At 65.9% G+C, this 22,595-nt stretch carries 23 protein-coding genes; 5 read left to right on the top strand and 18 right to left on the bottom strand.

Features of this window, described 5'->3' with window-relative positions; all coding sequences use genetic code 11:
* Window positions 1-5: 5 nt before the first annotated feature.
* The 11 genes from AAHA49_RS01710 to AAHA49_RS01660 form a co-directional block, all read right to left on the bottom strand.
* Complete coding sequence (locus tag AAHA49_RS01710; RefSeq protein ID WP_342036972.1) at window positions 6-797, bottom strand: LPXTG cell wall anchor domain-containing protein; 792 nt, start codon at window positions 795-797, stop codon at window positions 6-8.
* Window positions 794-1,483 carry a SipW-dependent-type signal peptide-containing protein gene (locus AAHA49_RS01705; protein ID WP_342036971.1) on the bottom strand — a complete coding sequence of 230 codons (690 nt, stop codon included), beginning with the start codon at window positions 1,481-1,483 and terminating at the stop codon, window positions 794-796. The genes AAHA49_RS01710 and AAHA49_RS01705 overlap by 4 nt, the downstream gene beginning before the upstream one ends.
* The gene (locus tag AAHA49_RS01700) at window positions 1,480-2,085 is read right to left on the bottom strand and encodes a hypothetical protein (RefSeq protein ID WP_342036970.1); all 606 of its coding nucleotides are present in this window, start codon (window positions 2,083-2,085) and stop codon (window positions 1,480-1,482) included. The genes AAHA49_RS01705 and AAHA49_RS01700 overlap by 4 nt, the downstream gene beginning before the upstream one ends.
* Window positions 2,082-2,672 carry a signal peptidase I gene (locus AAHA49_RS01695; RefSeq protein ID WP_342036969.1) on the bottom strand — a complete coding sequence of 197 codons (591 nt, stop codon included), beginning with the start codon at window positions 2,670-2,672 and terminating at the stop codon, window positions 2,082-2,084. Before AAHA49_RS01695 ends, AAHA49_RS01700 begins: the two co-directional genes overlap by 4 nt.
* Window positions 2,673-2,744: 72 nt before the next feature.
* The gene (locus AAHA49_RS01690) at window positions 2,745-3,347 is read right to left on the bottom strand and encodes an alternate-type signal peptide domain-containing protein (protein WP_342036968.1); all 603 of its coding nucleotides are present in this window, start codon (window positions 3,345-3,347) and stop codon (window positions 2,745-2,747) included.
* 28 nt (window positions 3,348-3,375) lie between these two features.
* Window positions 3,376-5,478 (bottom strand): DUF7507 domain-containing protein, encoded by a 2,103-nt coding sequence (locus tag AAHA49_RS01685; protein WP_342036967.1) that lies wholly within the window; start codon window positions 5,476-5,478, stop codon window positions 3,376-3,378.
* 224 nt (window positions 5,479-5,702) lie between these two features.
* The gene (locus tag AAHA49_RS01680; protein ID WP_342036966.1) at window positions 5,703-7,001 is read right to left on the bottom strand and encodes a carboxylesterase family protein; all 1,299 of its coding nucleotides are present in this window, start codon (window positions 6,999-7,001) and stop codon (window positions 5,703-5,705) included.
* A gap of 11 nt (window positions 7,002-7,012) precedes the next feature.
* Window positions 7,013-7,522, bottom strand: coding sequence for a phosphoribosyltransferase (locus AAHA49_RS01675; protein WP_339391957.1), 510 nt, complete (start codon window positions 7,520-7,522; stop codon window positions 7,013-7,015).
* A gap of 184 nt (window positions 7,523-7,706) precedes the next feature.
* Window positions 7,707-8,192, bottom strand: a complete 486-nt coding sequence (locus tag AAHA49_RS01670) for a DUF2087 domain-containing protein (protein ID WP_342036965.1) — start codon at window positions 8,190-8,192, stop codon at window positions 7,707-7,709.
* A 166-nt stretch (window positions 8,193-8,358) separates the two neighbouring features.
* A complete protein-coding gene (locus tag AAHA49_RS01665; protein WP_342036964.1) occupies window positions 8,359-8,667 on the bottom strand; it encodes a YchJ family protein in 309 nt (102 codons plus the stop codon).
* A gap of 77 nt (window positions 8,668-8,744) precedes the next feature.
* On the bottom strand, window positions 8,745-9,080 hold the full coding sequence (locus AAHA49_RS01660) for a hypothetical protein (RefSeq protein WP_342036963.1): 336 nt from the start codon (window positions 9,078-9,080) through the stop codon (window positions 8,745-8,747).
* A gap of 322 nt (window positions 9,081-9,402) precedes the next feature.
* Here AAHA49_RS01660 and AAHA49_RS01655 point away from each other — a divergent pair, with 322 nt between their 5' ends.
* Window positions 9,403-9,981, top strand: coding sequence for an HhH-GPD-type base excision DNA repair protein (locus AAHA49_RS01655; RefSeq protein ID WP_342036962.1), 579 nt, complete (start codon window positions 9,403-9,405; stop codon window positions 9,979-9,981).
* Window positions 9,982-9,988: 7 nt separating this feature from the next.
* Here the strand turns inward: AAHA49_RS01655 and AAHA49_RS01650 are convergent, their stop codons facing one another.
* Window positions 9,989-11,584 carry an HNH endonuclease signature motif containing protein gene (locus tag AAHA49_RS01650; protein ID WP_342036961.1) on the bottom strand — a complete coding sequence of 532 codons (1,596 nt, stop codon included), beginning with the start codon at window positions 11,582-11,584 and terminating at the stop codon, window positions 9,989-9,991.
* Window positions 11,585-12,563: 979 nt separating this feature from the next.
* Window positions 12,564-13,517 (bottom strand): cytochrome c oxidase assembly protein, encoded by a 954-nt coding sequence (locus tag AAHA49_RS01645; RefSeq protein WP_342036960.1) that lies wholly within the window; start codon window positions 13,515-13,517, stop codon window positions 12,564-12,566.
* A gap of 271 nt (window positions 13,518-13,788) precedes the next feature.
* Between AAHA49_RS01645 and AAHA49_RS01640 the strand changes: the two genes are divergently transcribed.
* On the top strand, window positions 13,789-14,394 hold the full coding sequence (locus tag AAHA49_RS01640; protein WP_342036959.1) for an IMS domain-containing protein: 606 nt from the start codon (window positions 13,789-13,791) through the stop codon (window positions 14,392-14,394).
* A 284-nt stretch (window positions 14,395-14,678) separates the two neighbouring features.
* Window positions 14,679-15,248 (top strand): hypothetical protein, encoded by a 570-nt coding sequence (locus AAHA49_RS01635; RefSeq protein WP_342036958.1) that lies wholly within the window; start codon window positions 14,679-14,681, stop codon window positions 15,246-15,248.
* Window positions 15,249-15,388: 140 nt separating this feature from the next.
* Here AAHA49_RS01635 and AAHA49_RS01630 read toward each other — a convergent pair whose 3' ends face one another.
* Window positions 15,389-16,915 (bottom strand): DHA2 family efflux MFS transporter permease subunit, encoded by a 1,527-nt coding sequence (locus AAHA49_RS01630; RefSeq protein WP_342036957.1) that lies wholly within the window; start codon window positions 16,913-16,915, stop codon window positions 15,389-15,391.
* A 119-nt stretch (window positions 16,916-17,034) separates the two neighbouring features.
* On the opposite strand from AAHA49_RS01630, the gene AAHA49_RS01625 reads away from it, so the two are divergent.
* A complete protein-coding gene (locus AAHA49_RS01625; RefSeq protein WP_342036956.1) occupies window positions 17,035-18,471 on the top strand; it encodes an NAD(P)-binding domain-containing protein in 1,437 nt (478 codons plus the stop codon).
* Here AAHA49_RS01625 and AAHA49_RS01620 read toward each other — a convergent pair.
* Window positions 18,446-19,111, bottom strand: coding sequence for a hypothetical protein (locus AAHA49_RS01620; protein WP_342036955.1), 666 nt, complete (start codon window positions 19,109-19,111; stop codon window positions 18,446-18,448). The two genes, AAHA49_RS01625 and AAHA49_RS01620, sit on opposite strands and share 26 nt — an antisense overlap.
* Before the next feature lie 225 nt (window positions 19,112-19,336).
* On the opposite strand from AAHA49_RS01620, the gene AAHA49_RS01615 reads away from it, so the two are divergent.
* Window positions 19,337-20,053 carry a PIG-L deacetylase family protein gene (locus AAHA49_RS01615; protein ID WP_342036954.1) on the top strand — a complete coding sequence of 239 codons (717 nt, stop codon included), beginning with the start codon at window positions 19,337-19,339 and terminating at the stop codon, window positions 20,051-20,053.
* Window positions 20,054-20,338: 285 nt separating this feature from the next.
* On the opposite strand, the gene tpx is transcribed toward AAHA49_RS01615, so the two are convergent.
* The 3 genes from tpx to AAHA49_RS01600 form a co-directional block, all read right to left on the bottom strand.
* Window positions 20,339-20,839 (bottom strand): thiol peroxidase, encoded by a 501-nt coding sequence (tpx, locus tag AAHA49_RS01610; protein ID WP_339391969.1) that lies wholly within the window; start codon window positions 20,837-20,839, stop codon window positions 20,339-20,341.
* A gap of 86 nt (window positions 20,840-20,925) precedes the next feature.
* A complete protein-coding gene (locus AAHA49_RS01605) occupies window positions 20,926-21,918 on the bottom strand; it encodes a DUF368 domain-containing protein (RefSeq protein WP_342036953.1) in 993 nt (330 codons plus the stop codon).
* 102 nt (window positions 21,919-22,020) lie between these two features.
* Window positions 22,021-22,536, bottom strand: a complete 516-nt coding sequence (locus tag AAHA49_RS01600) for a DinB family protein (protein WP_342036952.1) — start codon at window positions 22,534-22,536, stop codon at window positions 22,021-22,023.
* Between the last annotated feature and the right edge of the window lie 59 nt (window positions 22,537-22,595).

Raw genomic sequence — 22,595 nt, 5'->3', positions numbered from 1 at the left:
TCATCTCAGCTGCGGCGGCGGACGGCTCGGACCATGGCGGCACCGGCACCGGCGAGCACAGCGCCGAGAATCGCCATCCACCACATCGCACCACCGGTGCGCGGCAGGTAGCCGCCGTCGGCGGTGGTGCCGTCCGCATTCGATCCTGCGTTCGATGCGGAGTTCGATCCTGCGTTCGAGGATGCATCACTCTGCGACGAGGAGTCGCTGCCCGACCCGTCGCTTCCCGAGTCTTTGCCGGAATCTTTGCCCGACCCGTCACTGCCCGAGCCGCTGTCGGGGTCGGTCGCGTCGCCGCCGAGTTCGAGGAGGACGTCGAAGCTGCCCTGGCGTGCACCGACGTTCGACTTGTTGCCCGAGGTCGCTTCGACCGGGAAGTCGTAGCCGATGGTCACCGGGGTGGTCTCCCCCTTGGCGAGGGGAATCTCCATGATCCGGGTCGTCCCGGCCGCCGCGAGGTCCTTGATCGACGAGGAGCCGCGCTTCCAGTCGATGCGCAGGTCGTCATAGAACTCGTCGGGGATGTCGGCTGTGAGGAGGTCGACGTCGACGATGCTCACTGTGAGGGTTCCATCGGTGGGACCGTCGTTGCGCACCGTGAGGGTGCGGCTCGTCGAGTCGCCGGGGACGGTGACGGGGAATCCGACGAAGGTCTCCGTCGTCGTATCGCTGTAGGAGCTGCCGTCCCAGGACATCTGGATGGCTGTGTCGGTCGGGGCCGCCTCGGCGGCGGTGGCGGTGCCGAATGCGAGGAGGCCGGCGATCGTCAGGGTCGCCAGTGTGCGTGGGAGCCTCACGGGGTGGCACCTCCCGGTCGGAAGGTCTCGTAGTCGAAGGCGATCTCACGCGTGGGTTCCTTCTTCGGGTCGAGCCCGAGCCGAACCTTCGCGTTCCACGAGTCCTTCGCCTCGACTTCGGTTCCGGCGGGATCCTTCGCGGTGACGGTGGCGGTGTTCTCGTACTCGCCGACCACGCCGTCGTTCTTCAGCTTCGCCGTGACGCACCAGTATTCGGTGGTCGGATCGGTGGTGTCCGAATAGTCCGCGCTCACGGGCGTCGAACGCAGTTCCTGGGGCGTGCTCGGCGTGTTGGGCACCGTGCATTCGCTCGGTGCGCTCACCCGGAAGATCGAGACGTCTGAGGCGCCGAAGATGCCGTCGGACCAGGTCGGCGGGGTGACTTCGTAGCGCAGGCCTTTGTTGCCCTGGCTGAGGGAATCGGTCTGGAGGGGCACGGCGACTTCGCCGTTCTTGAGCAGAACCTCCGCCTCGGCGGGGCCGATGCCCACCTTCACGGAACCGTCCTTCGCGGCCTGGGTGTCGTCGACCCGGCCGGCGGCGAAGTATTCGTAACCGCTGGAGATCTCACCGTTGCCGTGGGCGGTGTCGCTCCACAGGGCCAGCGTTCCCCCTCCGACGCCGAGGAGGATGCCGAGTGCCGCTGCGACGCTGAGGATCACGGTGTTGCGCAGCTTCCGGTTCATGGTCGGCCTCCCGCGTCACGGACCTGGTCGAGGCTGAGGGAGAAGCGGCCGAGGTCGGCGACCTGGACGGGGCTCTCGGCACCGAATCGGTCGTCGAGGCCTGCGAAGTCGAGGGAGACGGCGACGGAGAACTCGTCCTCACGTCCTGCATCGTCGGTGCTCAGCCGGTCCTCGTCGAGGGTGATCGCCGTGCCCAGTGGGGCGGGCTCGCCGAGGCGCTTGCCGGCGGCATCGCGGACCTCGTAGTTCGCGCTCACACCGTCGGGAAGCTGGGCGGGGTCGACCCAGGCGACGTTGATCTGCGCGGTCATGTTGTCGCCGGCGATGCGGGTCGTGAAGTCCTGGCTCATCTCGACGGTGTCGCCCTGGCGGACGAGGAAGGTCTCGGGGTCGATGGTGCGTCCGGTGTTCTTCACATCGGGCGAGGTCTCGGTCCACGTGGTCTCACCAGCGGTGACGTCGAGGTCTCCGGCGATGATCGTCGCGGGGGCGGCCTGACCTGCGGTCTTCCACAGCGCCATGGTCCCGCCTCCTGCGGCAGTGCCGGCGATGAGGACTGCGGCGGTGAGGATCGGCATGCGCCAGTTCTTCCTCGTCGTCATGTCCTGTTCTCCATCTCGCGAGTCTGTGGTGCGGTATCGGTCGCCTCGTGGGCTCCGTGCTTCTTCGTGCGGCGTTTCTCGATGCCTGCGGAGACGAGCGCGTAGAGGGCGTAGGCAATGAGCACGAAGCCGATGCCGGCCACGAGCAGTCCCTTGTTCCCGCCGACGGCCTGCTGGACGTAGCCGAGCTTCGGGATCGAGTAGATGACCTTGCCCATCACCTGGGCGTCGACGATGGGTTCGTCGTCGTTGCCGTTCGCGTCGCCGCGAGTGACGTAGGTCCGGCCGTCCGGAGTGTCGGTGACAGCGACGACCCGGTGCGTGATGAGCATGGGGTCGCCCGAACGCGGTTGGAACGTCACCGGATCCCCGATGTTGTAGCTGTCCTGGGGAACCGAGACGACGATGTCGCCGGGTTCATAGGTCGGCTCCATCGACCCGGTGAGCACGGTCAGTGCCGCACCGTTCATCACCCGGGGCACGACGCCGATCGCGACGGTGAGGCCGAGGAACCCGATGAGGACGATGGCGAACACCCCGGACCGCAGTCCGCGTGCGAATCCCGAGGTCCGGGAGTGTCGTGCCATCGTTGTCATCCTCGTGTGTCGGTCGCCTGATTCCTCAGGCTGCGGCCTGATTCCTCGGGCTGCGGGTCAGCCTCAGCGGTCCTGCTGGAGCTGGATGTTCGAGCCGGCGAGTGCGGCCTGGGTCTTGACGAGGTCCTGGTTCGGGGTGCTCTTGTCGAACTCGGCGGTGACGACGACGTTGAAGTCGGCGGTGCCGTCGACGGCCTTGCCGGCGGCGACCTGGGTGCTGCCGGGGTTGGTGTTGTCCGAGGAGACGAGGGAGAGCTCGACGCCGGCGTTGTCACCGGTGGCGATCTCCTTGCCCGAGGCGTCCTGGACGGAGTACTTGAGCGAGAGGCCCTGGGAGAGGGCGCCTTCGAGCGCTCCGCCGCCGGCGAGCTTGAGCTTGGCGACCATGTTGTCGCCCTCGAGGCCGACGTCGACGCCGTACTTGCCCTGGACGGTGTCGCCCGGGATGATCTTGAAGGTCTTGAGGTCGATGGCGTGCGGGCTGTCGGCACGGTCGGCCGAGATGTCCTGCCAACCGGATTCGGTGACGGCGACGTCGAGGTTACCGGCGGTGATCTGTCCGCCGTCGGCGGTCGCGCTGTCGGTCCAGAGGGCGAAGGTTCCGCCACCGAGGAGCAGGGCTGCTCCGGCTGCTCCGGCGATGATTCCGAGGGTCTGCTTCTTCACGATTCTCTCCTGTTGTCGTGTTTCGGTTCTACTTCACTGCGCCAGAGGCGGAGCAGGTCATGGTTTCGCCCGGGTTCAGGCGGGTCTTCGGGCACTTCACTGAGGAAGCGGGAAGTTTGTCGTCGACGACCGTGATGCCGTCGAGGGTGGTCTTGCCGGTGTTCTTCACGAGGTAGGTCCAGGTCACGGTGCGCCCGTCGGTGACGGTCTCACCGGCCTTGATCTCCTTGGCCCCGTCGAGGCCGGCGGCGGTCGGGGTGTCCCACGCCTTCTTCTCGATGTCGATACCGGGCACGAGGCTCTGCTTGTTCGTCACCGTGCACTTGACGGCGTCGCCGACGGTGACGTTGAGGTTGATCGCGTCCTTGGTCACGGAGACCTTCTGGCCGTTGATGCGGCATTCGACGGCGTCGAGTGCCCATCCGTCGGCGGTCTGGGCCTGCGTGAGCAGTTCTTCGATGCTCACCTTCGAGGTGCTCGCGGGCTTGGGGGTCTGGAACTTCACCTGGTAGGCGACCTTGGAGGTCTCTCCGGTCGTCTGCTTCGAGATGGGGCCCAGCGTTCCCGGCGCCGAGGCGGTCACCCCGAACGTCCATCCCGCACCGCCGGGTGCCGGTGCGCTTGCACCGTAGGCGAGCGTCTTCTTGTCGATCTCGATGTCCGCCCGGCAGGTCGCACCCTTGGCGACGCCGGCCATGAGGTCGGCGAGCTCTTCCCAGCCGGCTTGGAAGTAGTCGGCGTCGTTGATCGAGCCGCCGGTTGTGTGCTTGGTGCTGCCGGAGATCGCTGCGAGATTGGGGGCACCGTTGGCGACTCCGTCGCCGACGCCGACGGCCATGAGGCGGCTGCCTTTGGCCTTGACGGCGTTGGCGGAGAATACCGCGGATTCGATCTCGTCGAAGTTCGTCTTCGAGCCGTTGCCGCCGTTGTTGCTCGTGTTGCCCATCGAGTAGGTGGGCATACCGTCGGTGACGACGACCACGAGGTCGTAGGGGTCGGCGACGTTGGCGGCCTGCCACATCGCGCTGTCCCAGTTCGTGCCGCCGCCGGTGTTGTAGGCGTCGATGCGCTTCTTGATGGTGTCGGCGTTGTTGCCGGGGTCGATCGACATCGAGGGCCAGTTGCGTCCGTCGTCGGTGTCGTTGCGCGGCGAGTTGTCGGAGAACGTGTAGAGGGCCATCGACGAGTTGGTGCCCTTGAGGGCGTCGACCATGCCCTTCGAGGCGTCCTTGAGGGTGCCGAGGGCATTGGAGTTCGACACCGAGCCGGAGAGGTCGAGGACGAGGGCGACACGGAGTCCGGCCGAGCAGGAGACCTGCAGGCTGGGGTTGCTGCGCGTGTTCTGCCACGTGCCCGTCGAGTTCGTCAGGTCGGACCCGCGATCACCGACGGCCATGAAGTCCTTGCCGGAGCGGTAGGTGTTTCCGGAGCGCAGCTGAGTGCCGGTGCGGAAAACGTAGCGCTCGGTGGAGTTGTCAGCGGCGGTGCCGACGACGAACCTGTCGTTGGCCGACCAGCCTTCGGGAGCGGATTCCTGGACGATCCAGAAGCGCTTGTCGCGGTTGGCCTGGTTCTCGTTACGGCACCACTCCAGTGGCCAGATCCCTGTGCACACGCGTTTGGTATTGGTCTCGGGAACTGTGAAAGAGCAATCACCGTCGGCATCGGATGTGCACGAAGCCCAGCTGTTGCCCACTGGCTTATCCGGTCCACCGGAACCACCCGTGTACAGGCGCAGCTTGACGCCTGCGAGGCCCTTGACGTTCGTCTCGCTCGTCCGGTCGCCGCCGACCTTGACGGTGATGACGGCGTTGTCGCCGCTGGCACGGGGCACCGATTGCGGGGCGACGCTCTTCGGTGCCTTCGCGGAGGCATCGTCCTGCGGAGCGACGCTCTTCGGCGCCTTTGCGGGAGCATCGCCCTCAGGCGACGAGCCCTTCGGCGTTTCGTCGGGGGCCGAGGCCGGAGCCTCGGCGGGGATGGGGGTCTCGGAGGGGGCTGCCGCGCTCTGGGTGGGAGCGCTGTCGTCAGCGTGTGCGGCGGGGACGGTGGAGACCATCATGACCAGTGCTGTGGCGACGGCGACGCCGACGCGCGCGAGCCTGGGCGCGAATCCTTGCTGGTGTCTCACAGATCTCCTCGAACAGCTTCTGACAACTCTTCGAGTTTAGAAATCGGGAAGACGGAAGACCCTAGCCGAACGGCTAGGTCAGGTGTTAGGAAAGTGTTGGGATTCGCGTCGGAGTCCCATCCGGGCGTCGGCATCCGTTCACAGACGGTGCCCGACCATCGCCCTCAGGCAGGATTCCGACAGCAGGGCTCCTCGACCGTGAGTGCCCAGAGTACCCGAGAATCTCAGCCGAGGATGTCGATGAGTCCTGGTATCCGCACTCGGGGCAGCGCCCCGGAGGTGGTGAAGCGGCCCCAGATCCTGCGCAGTTCGGGGCCCGCCACCTCGGCGGTGGAGCCGTAGTCGAGGAAGCTCTGGTCCCATACCGGGCCGGGGAAGAGCAGCGGCAGGTCACCGGAGTGGGCGGCGTCGAAGAAGCTGCCGTCGCCGCGGGAGACGATGAGGAGGCGGGCGCCTTGGCCCCCGGACATCCGGTGGCGGTCGTAGAAGGCCTTCGCCGCGCGGGTGTAGACGGCTGAGGTGATCCCGGAGATGAGGGATTCGAGCATCGGCGAGGTCAGTCGGCGGTCGTGGAGGCGATGGAAGGCGGGGACGAAGCCGGCGAAGAAGGCGATCTCGCGTTCCGTGCGGGTCATGAGGACGTCGTACTTCGGTGCGACTCTCGCCCAGGCAGCGGCGGCGTCTGCGCGGGACGGCAGCGGGTAGGCACCGTAGTGGACGCCGAAGCACATTCCGGCGTGGAGGCCGCCGACGAGCGCGGCTTTGTGCACTTCATCCTGGGCGGCAAGGATCTCTGAGATCGTCGCGCCGTCGGGGATGCGGGCGGCGACCTTCGCCATCGCCCAGTTCATCGAGTCGGTGCCGCCGGAGAGTCCCAAGGGGGCGGATGCCATGATCACGCGCGAGAACAGGCCGTCGGTCGCCTCGGCGATCATGAGGTGGGCACAGGCGTCGGCGCCGGCGCTCTGCCCAGCGATGGTCACGGCGTTCGGGTCGCCTCCGAAGGCGGCGATGTTGCGCTGCACCCAGCGCAGGGCGGAGATCTGGTCGAGGAGCCCGAGGTTCGAGTGCTCGGGTCGGCCCCGCCCGAGGTAGCCGAGCACGCCGAGGCGGTAGGTGAGCGAGACGACGATGATGCGCTGTTCGCTCACCAGGGTGTGCGGGTCGTAGATCTCAGCGTCTCCGGCCCCGGTGACGTAGGCGCCGCCGTGGATCCAGACGAGAACCGGCAGCGGGGTCTCGGCGTCGCGGGGCATGGTCACGCTCAGCCGCAGGCAGTCTTCGCTCGTGGTCAGGCCGCCGATCTGGTCGAAGCTGATGTCAGCGTTGGGGTCGACCCGATGTTGGGGACTCGCCGGCCCGGGGCGGGTGGCGTCGATGAGGTCGACGGGCGGTTCGTCGACGGGGTGGGCGAACCGCTCGGCACGGGCGTAGCGGATGCCGCGGGCGCGGATGACGGCGCCGTCGATGATCCCACGCACCCGGCCGCAGGGTGCGGGGATCTCCGTCGTCGAGTCGTCCAACCCTCGGCGGTCTACTTCGACGGTTCGACCGGGGGCTCTGCTGACCATGGGAAGACGATCCACTGATCGGTGCGCTTCCACACGAAGTCGGGGTCGACGATCGATGCGGATTTGGCGTAGATGACGGCGGACTGTGCTTCGGCGCCGTTCTTCTTGAGCAGTTCGAGGACGAGGGCCAGGGTGCGGCCGGAGTCGGCGACGTCGTCGACGACGAGGAGCTTCTTGCCTTTGATCGCGTCGATGTCGAGCATCGGGGCGAGCAGGATCGGGTCGGGCAGGGTCTCTTCGACGTCGGTGTAGAACTCGACGTTGATGGCGTCGGAGAGCTTGAGGCCGAGCGCGTAGGCGAGGGCGCCTGCGGGCAGGAGGCCGCCGCGGGCGATCGCGATGACGATCTCCGGGTCGTAGTCGGAGTCGGCGATGATCTGGGCGAGGTCCCTGGCCGACTGGCCGAAGGTGTCCCAGGTGAGGATCTCTTTGTCGGTGAGATCGGTCGAATCGGCGTGGTATGCCTGGCCCATGGATGCTCCTTCTGCGGTCCTTGTCCGTCGAGATTCCAAGGATACGCGGTCGTCACCGCGGTGCCGAAACATTTGTCGTCTGTTCTTGAGTCAGTCCCGGCCGCATTCGCTGCGGGAGTGTCTACGTCGCCGCGACCAGGTCTGGGCCCGCACCCTCAGCGCAGCGCGACCTCGCCCAGCGACCTCAGCGCAGTGCGGACTCGAACACCCCGGCCTCCTGGTAGAGGTTGCCCTCTCGCTTCGGCAGTGTCACGGCCATCCAGTACTCACCGGTGTGGGCGTTGCGTTCGAGGTAGCCATAGTCGATGAGTTCGCGTCGTAGCCGGGCGAAGTCCGGGTGGAATCCGCCGAGGTGGTCGTTGAGTTCCTTCTCCGTATAGATCCGCTGCGGGTCGAGTGTCTCGCGGATGTCGAGGAGGAGGACGACGAGCGCTCGGCGTTTGCTCGGGATCGCTGTGAGCGTCCCGTCGCTGACGAAGGTGCGCCGGACCTTGGCTTTGAGCCGCTCGAGGTCTGCATCGTCCCTCGGGCCAGTGTTTCCGCTCTGCACGGCATTTTCGGTTCGCTCAGAGTTTTCGGCCAGCAGCGCGGCTCGGGCAGAGGTGTAGTTCTCCCCCGTCGTTGCCATGCGCGCACGGATGAGGGTCTTGAAGTCGCTGTTCTTGGTCACGGTGGATGTCCTTGCTCGACCGCGCATCGCCCCAGCTCGACGCCCGGTCAGGAGTTCTCCACTGACAGGGCGGTCCGAGGATTCTCTCCCCTTCGCCGAGTGGTCTGCTAGCTGGGGTGTCAGACCGCGGCTGGGCGTCGGATTCGCCACGGACAGTATAGCGTGCTCAGTCCTCGGCGGTAGCGAGGTACAGCCACCGACCGGCCCTCCGGGCGAACGCAGAGTTCTCTTCGAGCACATGATCGCCGAGGTCGTCGCGATAGTGTGCCCGGAAGTGCACGGTCCCCGTGTCGTCGGCTGCCGATCCAGCCGTGGTGTCGAGGATCTCGAGGCCCGTCCAGGTGACGTGTTCGTCGACGCCGAGGTCGCTCGGACGCGTGCGTGGGTGCCAGGTGCGGAAGAGGTGATCGGCGTGCTTCCGGGCGAAGGCGGTGTAGCGCGATCGCATGAGCGCCTCGGCGGTCGTCGGCCACATCTCCCCGTCGAGAGCTGGGCGGCAGCAGTCGTCAAAGTCGGTGCCGGGAGGCATCCCGGAGCACGGGCAGATCAATGTCAGCTCGTCGAGCCGGGTTCGACGTGCATCTCCTCGGGCGCGAGCTGGATCCATTCGGTGAACTGTCCGGTGCCGTTGCGCTCTTCGAGGTGGACGATCTCGCCCTCGGCGAGGAGGTCCGTGACGCGACCGTAGGCCGCGTCGACGTCGTCGCGGGTGGCGTAGTGGGCGACGAATTCGCGGGGTGTGAGTTCGGTGCCGTTCTCGGTCATGGCAAGCATGCCGTCCTTGGCGAAGTCTTCGTCCTCCCGGACTTCGAGCCTCAGCCGGTATTCGCCGGTGCTCACACGGTTGTCCTGCTGGGGAGTCTCGAAGTAGTCGACTGCTGCACTCATGTCACGCCGCCCTTTCTGGCATCGCTGATGGCTGACTCCAGCTTATGCCTGTTCGCATCCGCCGATAACGATGTTCTCCATTCGGGATGTTTCATAGGCTGGTGGACGCAGCAGACTGGTCTCATGGCTCGACGATCGACCCGCTCCGCGAGCGGGGCCTTCATGGCGCCTCGTGTTCGGGCACGACTCCTCGCGTACGAACATGGCGCCACGGCGTCGGGCATGGCGCGTCGCGTTCAGGCATCGATGCCGCTTTGCGAACGGGCATCGCGTACCGTGCTTGAGCATGGCGCCTCGTGTTCGAGCGTGCGAGGATGGACGGATGACTACCGTGTTCCTCTCCGGCGATCCCAAGTCCGACGAGCTGCTGGCCGATGATCCCTTCGCTCTGCTGACGGGGATGCTGCTCGACCAGCAGGTGCCGATGGAGGTCGCCTTCGCGGGACCTGCGAAGCTCGCCGACCGTCTGGGCAAGCTCGATGTGCACGAGATCGCCGAGATGAACCCGGACGACTTCCTTGAGAAGTTCGCGGAGAAGCCTGCCGTGCACCGCTTCCCGAAGTCCATGGCCGGGCGCGTGCAGAAGCTTGCCGAGGTGATCGTCGACGACTACGACGGCGACACCGCGGCAATTTGGACCCGGGACGCACCGACCGGTGCCGAGGTGCTCAAGCGTCTGAAGAAGCTGCCCGGTTTCGGCGAGCAGAAGGCGAAGATCTTCCTCGCTCTCCTCGGCAAGCAGTTCGGGCTGGACGCCCCCGGGTGGCGCGAAGCTGCTGGCGACTACGGAACCGAGGGCAGCCGCCGGTCGATCGCTGACGTCGTCGACGAAGACACCCTGCAAGAGGTCCGGGCTTTCAAGAAACAGGCGAAGGCAGCAGCGAAGGCCGCGAAGCAGTAGGACAGCCCTAAGGCCCGTCGGTGCGGCCATCGAAGAGGGATTCGATGATCTCCTCGGTGATGAATCTGGGATGCAGGATCGGCCTTTGGGCAGGGTCCACCGTTGCCGGTGGTATCCATGCCGGCCTGCCGTCGATGAGCATGCGCATCTCCCAGTCGGACCGATCCAACAGATGATGGTGGGCGCTGCACGCCAGGGCGAGGTTGTTGATCTCCGTCTTCCCGCCGCGAGCCCACGGGACGACATGGTTCGCTTCGCACCATCCGGGTGGGGCGTCGCACCCTGGGAATGTGCATCCTTTGTCCCGAGCAGTGATGACTGCGACCTGATGCTTGTTCGCAAACCGCTTCTCTGTCAGCACCTGCACGGTTCGCGCTCTTTCGCTCATGAGATGGAAGAACACCGACCCGTTGAGTCCATTGGCGATGAGTTCGTGCATCGGGATGGGTGTTTCGGCACCCGTGGTGCCCTCTCCAGTGCCATTCGCGAGGTCTTCGGCCTTTGCCGTGACGACGAGGGCATACGGTGAGCCGGTTCCGGCCTGTTCCATGCTGATCCGTCCCAGCAGAGTCACGAAGCGCTCGTAGATCCAAGCCTTGGCCGAGGGCCGTTCAGCGGTGAGGTCGACCGGAGAGCCGTCCTCGCGTAGTCCCACTCCGACAGGGAACTCCCCTGCAACATGCTTGCCGCCATCTGCGCCTGATCGCTCATCAACGCCGTCAACTGCGTCAGGCGCGGCCTGGAGGGCCCAATCGGGAGGAGCAGACATCGCCGGCAGCGGAGCGTCGAAGACATCGCCGCGAAGCACCGGATCGACCACGTCGAAGAGCGATTGCTGCTCCGTGACAGCGAGGTGATCAGCGGTGCTCTCTCCAGAAGCCGACCCGATCTCTCCAGAAGTCGGTTCAGGTACCGACGATGGCGATGGCGCAGTGGCTTCGCCGTCTGTGCTCGCCGAGCAGATACGCGAGGTGAGCAGCCCGTTGAGGGTGGCTCCGGAGACGGGGTCGAGCAGTCCGCCGAGCACCCAGTCGCCGTTCTTCTTCGGACGGATCGTGATCGAATAGTCCGTTCGAGGCGTCTCCTCGCGGGGTTCTTCCCCGTCCGGGTCGATGTAGGCGAGCATGTGGTCGAAGATTCCCCGCAGATCCTTGACTCGCACTGTCGGGGCATAGTCGACCAGCTGTTTCTCCACATCGGCTCGCTGCTCCGCGGTCACCCAGTCCGGCAGGTCGTTCATGCAGTCGTCGATGGCCTTCGCCTGTCCCGCCGAGAGTTTGCCGGTGTGCAGTCCTTCTGCCACCTCCGGGCACAGCGGTTCGAGTGCCTGTCCGGTAGTGTCGACTCGACCGCCGAGGTTCTTCGCCAGTTCGGTGCGCCGATGCGCTTCGGACGGGGTGAGGTTGAGGCGGTTCTGAATGAGAGCTTTCGTGTTCTTCGCCCCGGTCTCGGTCGGAGTTCCGACTCGCTCGTAGACGGAGAGTGCGAGGGTCGAGAGTGCTTCGCCGATACGTGAGAGCGCCTCGGCTCCGTCGACGAGGAGCAGAGCCTCACTCGGACCCATGGGGCGGTCGAACGATCGCAGCTCCGAGTCGAAGTCCATGAGAGCGCTGATGCTGCCGGTGACCTCGGGCGCGAATGCAGTCAGATCGGCCCATGCCTCATCGGTGAGAAGCGGGTGCCGAGTCACCCACGGCGGAGATTCATCATCAGCCGCCGTTCGACGGCTCATGCCAGAGACCGAACTTCCCTGCTCCCCCGCCTGTTGTGCAGCAGCGAATCGGGGCTCTTCCGTGCCAAGACGCTGACCGTTACCGCTCGCGACATTCTGGTCACCAGTTTCTACAGTGCGGTCTGCGTTCTCAGTCCGGTCTGCTTCCTCGCTGCGGTTTGCGTAGTCAACGGGGTCGACCTCCCCGACGCCAGCGCGATCCTCGACGCGTGCGAAGTCCTCGGCGCCGGAACAATCCGCGGCGCGCGGAGCATCGTCGACGCCGGTGGGATCGCCGACAGTGGAGAAGTAGTCGATTTCGGGCCCGTCGGGTGAAGCCGGCTCGCTCACGTCGACGGCATACCTGGCGCCGAACTCGTCGGCAAGAGGATGCCCGGTCAGGTCGAATCCGGCCGCTGCGAGCTGGTCGCGCAACGAGATGACGTCGGCGATTGTGCCATCTTCTCGGTTGTTGTTGTCATCGTGCCCACCGACGTCGTCACCACGGCCGGCAGGGAAAAGCTCGTTCGACTCCCAATCACAGCCGGGCACGTTCTCGAGAGGAGTCGAAGCGTGGTCATTCGCCTTCTCGGGTTCGCGATCCGGGTTGAGAGTCATGGCCTCCAGGTCCATCCATCAACGTCTGTGTTGATCCCCCTATTATACACCCATTTCGAATGCGTCAAGGATTATTTTTGTTTTTTGTTCTACCCATGAACACAGTTTCGATCCTGTTCGAATTCCAGATCAAGCCTACTTGCCATTATTTCGATCGAGCACCGCCGACGCTGACGCTCTGATCAGTGACTATGCATCACCTCCCGGCGCAGTCAGGCCGTAGTTCGGCCGACAGCCCGGATCGCAGGGTCGCTCAGACCTTCTCTTCGCCGTTGGCGAGACGTTTGAGGTACTCGTTGTAGGCGTCGAGTTCCTTGTCCCCGTGCAGAGCCACTTCGCGGTCGCGGATCGTGTTGTTCTTCGACTCCTGGCGGAACCACGTGATGAGGATGATCAGCAGGATGAGGACGGCGGGTCCTTCGCCGTAGGCCCACGCGATGCCGCCGGCGAGCTTCTGGTCTTCCATCGGATCGATCCCCCAGCCCGACGGGAGCTGGGCGAATTTGTCGACCAGCGGCAGTGCGGCCATCATGACGATGACGCCGAAGAACGCGTGCAGTCCAGCTTCCATGAACGAGTGGAAAATGCGGACGACGTGGGATTCGGGAACCGGGAGCGGGTCGGCGGGGATGAGAGTGGCGTTGAAGACGATACCCGTGAACAGCAGGACGAGTTCGAGGGCGATGTGGACGCCGACGCCCTGATTGAAGACCCAGCTGGCTGCGTTGGAGAGGTAGAGGCCGTAGAAGAGGACGAGGAAGAGCGGCAGCGAGAAGAGAGGGTGGACCATCACCTTGCCCGGCCATGAGCGCAGACCGAAGATCGCAGTCTTGAGCAGCATTCGTCCCGGGAGATTGCGCGGAGTCGAGCGCAGAAGCAGGGTTCCCGGAGCGCCGAGGAGGAGCAGCGGTGGTACGGCCATCATCAGGGTCATTTGCTGGAACATGAATACCGAGAACATCACCTGGCCGTAGCCTTCGATGGCCAGTCCCATGGTTGCGGCGAGCAGGACGCAGCCGAGGAGGAAGAGGATGCCGCGCCAGACGGGCCACGGGCGTCCGAGGACGGTGAGGCGAATCCAGCCTGCGATGTAACCGGCGGCGACGATTCCCGCGATGACGGGGATGACGGGGATGGGTTGGAGGTCGAAGCCGAGGAATGCACTCAGCGATGGGGCTTCGGTCGGGATCCACGTCAGGCCGGTCATTGCTCAGTCGGCACCAATCTTGCAGGGGCGCGCGCACATCTGCGGCGGTCACGGTCGGGGTCTGTCCTCGGACAAGATTACTCCTCCAGCATGTGTGGCTGGACGCCCGACTCGTGGGCAGGTTATCCACAGATTCAACTTCATCTGTTCTCAATCCTCGGGAACTCGCATAATGTGGAGCTTCCGGGCACTGTGACTGTGACGGTGCCGGCATCACGGACCACAGAGGCGTGGAATGAGAACCGGAGTCGAAACACCTGCTCGTCGACCCATGCATCTCGTGCGAGCATGCACGGCGATCGTCGTGGCAATCGCGGTGAGCGCGGCGTCGACCGCGTGCGGGGACAATTCTCCCGTATCCGTGCCGACATCTACTCTTCCAGCACAGCAACCTTCGCCCACCGAGGCTGCGCCGACGGTTCCCGAATACACGACGGACCTCGACCTCAACGACGAAGAGAAGAAGGCCGTCGACGGCGCGCTGTTGGCGTTCGAGGGTTACATCGGGACGATGAATCGAGTCTTTTCCTCGGGTGGAACGGACCTCAAGGGCGCAGATGAGTATGCAACTGGAAGTTCATTAGAAGCGTTGAACAAGAGTGCGAAAGATCTGAAAGACAATCAGCAGTACATGGCGGGTGAGTACAACTACTACAAGGTCCAGATACGTTCCGTGGAAAGCGATCCGGCGGGGGCCGAGCCGAACTCGGTGGTGATCCTGTTTTGTTCCAACGATTCAGATCGAGCCGTTGTGGATGTGGGCGAGCCGCTTCCTTCCCAGAGCCCGCAGAGCTTGACACTGAAACATACCGCGAAGAAGAAAGACGGCGCGTGGAAGATTGCTAACCAAGAGCTCTGGAGCAAGACGTGCGCCTGAGTCAGCGTGTCCTCTGCTTCGCCTTAGTGATCGGTGTCGCTGTCATTGCGATTCCAAAACTTGCGTTTGCATCGGGCCCCGGATGCGACGCGTTGAATGAACGGAATTGCAGCGTGGTGCAACCACCTGCACCCCCGAAACCGCCTGGACCCGGCGGCGGAGGCGGAGGTGACGGCGGTGGCTCCGGCGGAGGTGGCGGCTCGGGCGGTGGCGGCGGCTCCGGGGGCTCCGGCGGGGGCGGGGGATCCGGTGGCGGCGGAGGAGGCAGTGGGCCGCCGGACTGTGTGTATGAGGAGCTCGGCTACATCTGCGCCGACCTGCCCGGACCTGGTCCCGGACCCGGCGGTGGAGGCGGAGCGCCAGTGCGCCCCGAACCGCCTTCTGAGATCCCGGAATCACAGTTCCAGACATTCGACATCCCCGCTCCGAAGATCAATGCATGGCCCAAGGACTGGGCGGTCATCGGCAAACCCGCGGCTTTCTGGACCGACGCCGATGTCAGCTATATCGACATGACCCTGCTCACCTACGCCGTCACGGTCAAAGTCACCCCGGAGAAGTACAACTGGGACTTCGGCGACGGCACCGGCGATACAACCACGGTCAAAGGCTCGAAGCCTCGTCCCGGCGAGAAACCCGCCATCGGCCACGACTTCCAGAAAGTCGGCCCGACGACGGTCGTCATGACGACGACGTTCTCGGGAGAGTTCTCCGTCGACGGTGGCCCCTGGATCCCCATCGACGGCTACGCCTACGTGGCGAGCAACGAACTCACGATCGACGTCTACCGCTACCACCGGTACCTCGTCGACGAAGACTGCCGAACCAACCCCCGCGGCCCCGACTGCAACTGACTCATCGCCCCACCATTGCGACCGCCCCGACTCAACCCGAGACTCCGTTGACCGCCCCGACTCAGCCCGTTACGACCCTGACGACCCAACCCTGCGACCCGACCGCAACTGCCCCACCATCGCGACAGCACGCGCCGCAATCACGCCCCAGCACGCGCCTTCGGCCGCTCGAAGAAGAGCACCGCAACGAACCCGACGAGGATGAGAGTCGCCGGCACCCACAGTGACTGCCCCATCGCGTGGGCGAACCCCTCGGCGATCGCCGGCGGCATGCTGGAACCCATCTCGGCGCTTCCCTCAGCGACTCCTGAACTGGCACCCATTCCCGCGCCCGCTTCGCCGCCGCCCATACCGCCGGCCATTCCGCTGGCATCGCCGATGTTCGCCTCCAAGCGCGACTCCATCGCCACGGCGATCGCCGCGCTGCCGAGCACCGCGCCGACCTGACGCACCGTGTTGTAGACTCCTGACCCCGCCCCGGCGAAGCGCATCGGCAGATTCCGCGTCGCCGTCGAACTGATCGGCGCCCACATGAACCCATTGGCCACACCGAGCAGCAGCACCGGCGGCATGATCGCCCACGGCGAGGTGTCCGGCCCGAGCAACGCCCCCAACCAGAACAGCGCCACAGAGAACGATGCCAGCCCGATGCCCGCGAGCACCCGCGGATTCCCTGTATCGACCATCCGGCCGACGAACGGCGCGAGCACCCCGGAGAGGATCGCCATCGGCGCCAGCAGCAGCGCCGCCTGCGTCGGCGAATACCCGAGCACACTCTGCGCCCACAGCATGATCGGGAACGCCATCGACGTCACCCCGAACCCGACCGTCGTCATCGCGATGCACGCGAGCGTGAAGTTCCGGTCACGGAACAGCGAGAGGGGGACGAGCACCTCGGCGGTGGTGAGCCTCTGCCACAGCACGAACGCCACGAGGAACGCCACTCCCCCGCCGATGACGAACGGCACGGTGATCGGCCCGATGAGCGGACCCCACTCCACCCCGTGCGCCTGCTGAATCCCATAGACGAGGAGGAACATCCCGCACGCCGAGAGCACCACGCCGACCCAGTCGAAGCTGTGCGCATGCGTCTCCAGCTTCGGCACGAGCCGCCACGCAAGCACGAGCGCGATGAGGCCGACGGGGACGTTGACGAAGAAGATCCACTCCCAGCCGAACCCGTCGACGAGAAGCCCGCCGAGGATCGGGCCGACGAGCGTCGCGATGCCCGCCACCGCACCCCACAGCCCCATCGCCGGACCCCTGCGATCGGGCGGGAAGACCCGAGTGATCACCGCCATCGTCTGCGGCGTCATCGCCGCCGCCCCCAGCCCCTGGACGACACGAGCGAGAATGAGCGCCCCGACGCTCGTCGTCAGCCCGCACCACAGCGAACTCAGCGTGAAGACGACGAGCCCGACCATGTAGACCCGCTTCGGACCGAATTTGTCGCCGAGGCGGCCGGTGATGAGCAGCGGCACGACGTAGGCGAGCAGATACGCTGAGGTCACCCACACGACCGCGTTGATGTCGGCATCCAACGATTCCATGATGTCGGGCATCGCAACGGAGACGATCGTCGAATCGACGAGGATCATGAAGAAGCCGACGCACAGCGCCCACAGCGCACGCCACGGGTTCGCCGTGGTCTGAGAGGGAGAGTTCACCGCCTCATCCTCGACCTCACCCGACTCGCCGTCAACTTACACGCACGCCCTGTCGACGCACGCACGCTCCCCGTCAACTCACACAGGAAAACCCCAAGGGTCCCTGAGAGACTGTCGCCATGGTTTGCCGACTCACCGAGCTGCTCGTCGATTCCCACTGGCCGGTCGTCATCATCGGCGCAGGTCAGGCCGGCCTTTCAGCGGCCCACTACCTGTGGCGCGATGGACTCAAGCCCGGTCGGGACTTCATCGTCCTCGACGCCGGAGACGGTCCCGGAGGCGCATGGCGGCAGCGATGGGAATCACTGACCCTGGGATCGACGAACCACATCGCCGACCTCCCCGGCTTCCCTTTGGGCACCCCCGACCCGTCCGTTCCCGCCTCCGCAGTCGTCACCGACTACTACTCCCGGTTCGAGAGAGAACTCGAACTCTGCGTCGTCCGTCCCGCCGAGGTGGCCACCGTGACCTCGGCCGAGCCCGGCACCGGACCGCTGCAGATCACCGTCCGACTCGACGGCGAACGAGTCCACCTGACCAGCGACTTCATCATCAACGCGACCGGCACGTGGACCCACCCGTACGTCCCATTCGTCCCCGGCATCGCCGAATTCGAGGGCCTGCAGCTGCACACCGCCCAGTTCCGCGAGGTCGAGGACTTCCGCGGACTGCGCACCCTCGTCGTCGGCGGCGGCATCTCCGCAACCCAGTTCCTCCTCCAGATCGCCGAGGTGACCGACACCCTGTGGGCCACCCGCCGACCCCCGAACTTCACCTCCCGCGAATTCGACGGCAACTGGGGTCTCGAAGTCGAACGCGCCGTGCGCTCCCGCACCCTGGCCGGCCTGCCGCCGGCCAGCGTCGTGCGCACGACCGGACTGCCGCTGCGCCGCGAATTCCTCGACGGCGTCGAATCCGGCGTCCTCGTCTCCCACGGCATGTTCGATGAGATCCTCCCCCACGGTGTGCACTTCCCCGCACGTCCCGCCGAGGCGGCCGCCTCCTCCGAAGGACTCGGACCGTCCCAGAGCGACCACCTCGCCCTGCCGCAGTCCTGGCAGCCCTACCCCGAGGATCGCGTCGAGGAGGTCGACGTCATCTTCTGGAACACCGGTTTCCGGGCCGCACTCAACCACCTCGCTCCCCTGCATCTGCGCAGCCGTGCAGGCGGAATCGCCATGGACACCGAGGTGGCGGTGACGAACGACCACCGCATCTTCCTCGTCGGCTACGGTTCGGCGAGTTCGACGGTCGGGGCCACCCGCGCCGGTCGCCTCGCCGCGCGCGAACTCCTCAAACGACTCGAGGCGACGCGGTCACCGGGCAGCGACGAGACGGCAGCACCACGTGACGACGCGGCAGCACGTGACGACGCGGCAACACAGGACGGCACGGGGTCGCAGACGGCGGCAGCACCACGGGACGAAGCCGCAGCACAGGACGGAGCGGCACCACAGCCAGGGGCGGGAGAGGACGGCGCTGCGGACGCGAGTCCTGTCGGGGCGACCCCCGGTCCCGCCTCGGCGCCTCTCAGCTCAGCGTCGGCGGTGGAGTGAGCGCAGCTCCGCCGATCTGCAGGGTCGGCAGCATCTGCGCGAAGACATCAGCCGTCGCCTGATCATCGCTTTTCACGACCATCTCCATGGTGATCTTGAACAGCCTGCCCTCGACCTGGACGCCTGCCACGGCTCCGAAGATCGACGACTCGGTGGACTCGATCGCGCGAACATCATCGGCGCCGATCGTGCCGGTGAACGTCATGTACTCGCCGCCCGGCAGGGTCCCCGAGGAACTCGACCGCAGCGTCGAACCCGAAGAGGCGAAGATCGTCCCTGTGCCCTCATCGACGATGTCACTCGGCGTGACGTCGTCGTTCTCGTAGCAGTTGACGGTCATGAGCGCACCGTTCGTGCGTTCGTAGAGGCGGTAGCCGTCGTAGCCGATGGGCTGGTTCCACTCGTCGTCGATGGCCACGCTGATCGAGGTCGGACACGTCGGGCCGATGTCGACGGCGACCTCGTCCATCCCCGGTGGAACCGTGGGAGTCGCTGCGCTGGGGGTCTGCCCCTGCTTGCTGCCGACACCGACCTTGACCGGTGCCGAGTCGCCCTCACTCGTACTCACCGTGAACGCCGAGCATCCTGCGGTCAGGAGACTCGTGAGCAGCAGCCCGGAAAGCAGCAGTCGACGGGACATGGGCCTGCCTTCGCATCGGGTCGGAGGGACACGTTCATCGTACGGCACGCCGCGAGGGCCGAAACCGCGCTCCCGCCTCGGCGAGGGACGACTCCGCAGGAGGGATTGCCGGACGCGAAGGATGGCTCCGCGCGAGGGCTGGAACTTAAGTGCCACCTCGGCGGGATCACGTTCTGGCCGATTCAGGGTGTGGCGCGCGACCGAGGCGAGGCATAGGCTCAGACCATGGCTGATCTCCCGCTCTTCGACGATTCCGACCTCTCCCGCATCCTCTGCATCGTCGCCCATCCTGACGACATGGAATACGGGGCATCTGCCGCAGTGGCCAAATGGACGGGTGAGGGCAAGACCGTCGCCTACCTGCTCCTCACCCACGGCGAGGCCGGGATCAGGAACCTTCCCCCGGTCGAGGTCGGACCGCTGCGGGCCGAAGAGCAGGCCTCAGCGTGCCGGATCGTCGGCGTCTCCGACCTCGAGATCCTCGACTTCCCCGACGGCCTGCTCGAACCCGACCAGGCGGTGCGGCATGCGATCGCCAAGCGGATCCGGGAGTTCCGGCCCGATGCGGTGATGATGACGAACTGGCGCCTCGAAGTCCCGTGGGGGCTCAATCACGTCGATCACCGGGCCGCCGGGGTCGCAGCGATCGATGCGATCAGGGACGCCGACAATCCGTGGCTGTTCACCGACCTCGGCAACGCGGGTCTCGCGGCATGGAAGGCCGAGAAGCTCCTCGTCACCGGTGCCCAGCCGACGAGTGCGATCGAACTCAGCGCTGACGACGTCGCCAAGGGCGTCGAATCGCTCAAAGCGCACACGGTCTACCTCGAGGCTCTGCCCGACCATCCCGACCCGAACGAGATGATCACCGACATCTGCTCGACCACGGGCAGGGAAGCAGGGGTCGCCTACGCGCTGCCCATCGAAGTCATCGACATGTGAACTCGCGCGAGCTCACGCCGTCGGCTGCCGTGACGGCCGAGAGTCGACGAAGGACCCAGCGGCCGGGTGACCCCTGGGTCCTTCGTATATGTGGCGGGCAAGTCTGTGGCGGTCATGTTCGTGCCGACCTGCCGAGGCCTCCGCACAATCGAGACCGCCGAGGCGGGGCTCATCGCTTCTGAGCGCCATTCCCCGATCTGCTGAGGACGGCACTCCTCACTCGCCCGGAAGTTCAGTCCTCACTCGGCGGGAACGGTAGTCCTCACTCGCCAAGGACCTCAGTCCTCACTCGCCGAGGGCGGCCACCGCTGCGTCGTAGTCGGGTTCGGTCGTGATCTCCTTGACGAGCTCTTCGTAGACGACGGTGCCGTTGGCGTCGAGGACGACCACGGCGCGGGCGAGCAGACCCGCCAGCGGTCCGTCGACCATCGTCACTCCGTATTCCTTGCCGAAGGCGCTGCGGAAGCCAGACGCGGTGACGACGTTCTCGATGCCCTCGGCACCGCAGAAGCGGGCCTGTGCGAAGGGCAGGTCGTTCGAGACGCACACGACGGTGGTGTTCTCGAGCCCGGAGGCGAGTTCGTTGAACCGGCGCACCGAGGCGGCGCACACTCCGGTGTCGACGCTCGGGAAGATGTTGAGCACCACACGGCTGTCGGCGAACTCCGAGGAGTTCACTTCGCCGAGGTCATTGCCGACGAGCGTGTAGGCCGGAGCCTGGTCGCCGATGGCCGGGAGATCTCCGACGGTGTGGACGGGGGTGCCTTCGAGTGCTGTGGTCGCCATGCTTCGATCATTCCTTCATCTGAGGGTGATGCGGTCGACACTCACTCTACGTCAATCGGCGCGGCCCCACCCGTGCGTCCGCGTGCTCACTCGTGAGTCCGCTTGCCGGCGAAGCGGGACTCGATGATGACGAGGATGAGGACGACGACGGCACCGGCGAGAGCGAGCAGGATCGGCGCGAGGACCGGGTCGTAGGGGGCCAGCAGCCCACCTGCACCGTGCGGTTCGCCGTCGGCTCCCACCTCGGCGGCGGACTGCCACGGCCACAGCGCACGCAGTGAACCGAGCATGAGTCCGGCCATGATGAGCAGCGTCCACCAGCGGTGGTTGTGGAGGAAGTAGCGGAGGATGTTGACGAACACCGCGAGTCCGACGACGGCGCCGAGGCCGAAGACGGCGATGTAGACGAGGTCTCGCTCATCTACGGCGCGCAGAGTCGTCGTGTACATGCCCACGGCGAGGAGGAAGAACGATCCGGAGACGCCGGGGACGACGAGAGCGCAGATCGCGATCGAGGCGACGAGGAAGACGGCGATGAGCGGCGGGTTCTCGACGTCGGCTCCCCCGGCGAGGCCCGTCATCCAGAAGGCAAGGGCTGCCGCGGCGAGGAACGCGAGTATGCCGAGCAGTATGGGCTGACGCGGAGTGCGTGCGGGAAGCATGCGCAGGGGCACCATGATGCTCGCGGCGACGAGGCCGAAGAAGAGCCCACGGGCGAGTTCCGGGTTGTTCGTGACGAACGCAGCCATGACGCCGGCGATGCTGAACACCGCGGTGGCCATGCCGAGGAGGACGGGGATGATGAGGAACCAGTCGGTACGGCGCAGCTCGGTGAGTGCGCCGGCGATCCGGTCGGGACCTGTGACGAGGGTCTTCGCGGCCTTGACGACGTGGGCGGCGGAGTCGATGAGTTCGTCGTAGACGCCGGTGACGAGCGCCACCGTGCCGCCGGAGACGCCGGGGACGAGTTCGGCCGAGCCGATGAGGAATCCGCGAACGAGGTCGAGGGGGATCCACGCCTTCGAGCGCGGGGTCGGCTCGTCGGTCGTGCTGGTTTCATGCGGGGCAGGAGAGGTCAAGGATCGCTTTCTCGTCCGGGAACAGGGCGTGAAGTGTCCCCTCTAGGGTCTCACAGGTCCCACCCCCACGGCAGGCGATGTGAGCCGACGCACGGGCTCGGATCAGTCGCCGACGCTGCCGTCGATGCTCTCCCGGAGGAGGTCGGCGTGTCCGGCGTGGCGGGCGTACTCCTCGATCATGTGGATGAGCACCCACCGGACGTTGAGTCGCTGACCATGATGTTTGCGGCTCAGCGGAGCGTCGAGGTCGTCGATGTTCTCGAGCACCGCGCGCGATGTCGCACAGGCCGCCTCGAATCCAGCGATGAGGTCGGCGGGCTCAACGTCTGCGGCACTGGTGAAATCCCAATCGGGATCAGCCTTCCAGTCGACGTCCGTCCACGGGGCAGGCATCGCCTCCCCGGCGACGCGGTCGAGGAACCAGAAGTTCTCCACGAAGGTGAGATGTCTGATGAGCCCGCCGAGCGTGAGGCTCGACGCCGCAGTCGTGCGCCCGAGGTCCTCGGCGCTCATACCGTCGACCTTGCGGCGCAGCACCTGCCGTTGGTACTCGAGGAAGTCGACGAGACCCTCGCGTTCGTTCGGTCTCGGGCGCGGATCATCGAGCGGCAGGCTCATCGGAACTCCTCTGTTCTCTCATGTTGCGTCGGCAATCTCGTCATTGGTTCCGACTCTCT

The sequence above is a fragment of the Brevibacterium ammoniilyticum genome (genome assembly GCF_038429965.1).
Lineage (GTDB): Bacteria > Actinomycetota > Actinomycetes > Actinomycetales > Brevibacteriaceae > Brevibacterium > Brevibacterium ammoniilyticum.
The sequence above is the reverse complement of the archived record's forward strand: the minus strand, read 5'-3'. Positions and strand labels throughout refer to the sequence as shown.